Source organism: Acidovorax sp. KNOB132 (genome assembly GCF_057541515.1).
This window is the reverse complement of record NZ_BAAJYT010000456.1, coordinates 1-1859: the sequence shown is the minus strand read 5'-3', so window position 1 is coordinate 1859 and position 1859 is coordinate 1. Positions and strand designations below refer to the sequence as shown.

Below are 1859 nucleotides of genomic sequence, written 5' to 3'. Positions count from 1 at the left end.
AGGGCGAAACTGATCTGGCAGCGCGACTGGAGCAGCCGGTGCACACGCACCAGCGACAAGGAATGGCCGCCGATGTCAAGAATGGTCATTGCGCCCTACGCGCTGCACCCCCAGCACCTCGGCCCAGATCTGCGCCAGCGCCCCTTCGATCTCCCCCTGCGGCGCCTCGTACCCCGAACCCCCTCCGAACTGCGCCTTCGGCAGCGCCTTCCTGTCCACCTTGCCGTTGGCGTTCAGCGGCAGCCCCGGCTGCACCACCACCGCCCCCGGCACCATGTAGTCCGGCAACGCCTTGCCCAACCTCTCGCGCAGCCAGGCCGCATCGATCCCGGCCCCTTCGTCCTGCGCTTGCAATTGCTGGCGCTCGCCATGCAGCGCCACGTGCGCCACCAGCCGGCCCTGCTGCTCCACCACCACCGCCTCCCTCACTTCGGGCTGCACCAGCAACTGCGCCTCGATCTCCCCCAGCTCGATCCGCAGCCCCCGGATCTTCACCTGGTGGTCCAGCCTCCCCAGGTACTCCAGCTGCCCCTGCGCGTTCCAGCGCACCAGGTCTCCCGTTCGGTACAGCCTCTGGCCTCCCTCCCCCGCCACGAACCGCTCGGCCGTCAGGCCCGGCCGTCCCAGGTAGCCCCGCGCCAGGCTGATGCCTCCCAGGTACAGCTCTCCCGCCACACCCTGCGGCACCGGGTTCAACTGGCCATCCAGCACCCACGCCTGCGTGGCCGAGATCGGCCGCCCGATCGGCACCTGCGTGCCTCCGTCTTCACGGCACTGCCACTGCGTGACGTGGATGGTGGTTTCCGTGGGGCCGTACAGGTTCTGCAGCGAGGCGCCTTGCAGCCGCTGCAGCGCTTCGCTCTGGGTGGCCGCGGGCATGGCTTCGCCCCCGCAGATGATGTAGCGCAGCCGCGTCTGGCGCTCGATGCCTTCGTGCGCCAGGAAGGCCTGCAGCATGGAGGGCACGAAGTTCAAGGTGGTGATCTGGTGCTGGCGGATGAGCTGCACGAGCCGCTCGGGGTCTCTCTGGTCCCCGGGCTGGGCCACCACCAGCCGCACGCCGGTGGTCAAGGGCCAGAAGGTCTCCCACACCGAGACGTCGAAGCCGAATGGGGCCTTGTGCAGCACGGTGTCGCTCGCATTGAGCGCATAGGTCTGCTGCATCCAGGCCATGCAGCTGTGGAGCGCGCTGTGGCGGATGGCCGCGCCCTTGGGTCGCCCGGTGGAGCCGGAGGTGTAGATGACGTACGCCAGGTTCTCGCCGTGCAGCGCCACCTGCGGGTCGTGTTCGCACTCGTCGGTCAGCCGCACCGTGTCCAGCTCCAGCACCTGCAAGCCCGCCGTCTCGGGCACCTTGCCACCATGCTGGTGCTGCGTGAGCAGCAGGCCGATGCCGCTGTCCTGCACCATGTAGGCCAGCCGCTCCGGCGGGTACTCCGGGTCCAGCGGCACATACGCCCCCCCGGCCTTCAGGATGCCCAGCAAGCCCACCACCATCTCGGTGCTGCGCTCCACCAAAATGCCCACCCGCGTCTCGGGCCGCACCCCCAGCTTCACCAGCCGGTGCGCCAGCTGGTTGGCGCGGGCGTTGAGCTGGCCGTAGCTCAGCGCCTCCTGACCGAACACCAACGCAGGGGCATCGGGCTGCGCCGCCGCCTGGCGCTCGAACAGTTCGTGCACCGCCACCGGCGTGCCGTGGCCCTGGCGGTTGTCGCCCCACGCCGCCAGCCGATCACGCTCCGCCGCGCCCAGCAACGGCACCTCGCCCACCGCCTGCCCAGGGCGCTCCGCCAGCGCCTGCAAGAGCGCCATGTAGTGCTCCCCCATCCGCTCCATCGTCCCAGAATCGAACAGCTCCG

At 69.8% G+C, this 1859-nt stretch carries 1 pseudogene; it reads right to left on the bottom strand.

Going from position 1 to position 1859, the window contains the following annotated elements:
• Positions 1–1859, bottom strand: a pseudogene (locus tag AC27IO_RS23665) (amino acid adenylation domain-containing protein); the annotation flags it as partial.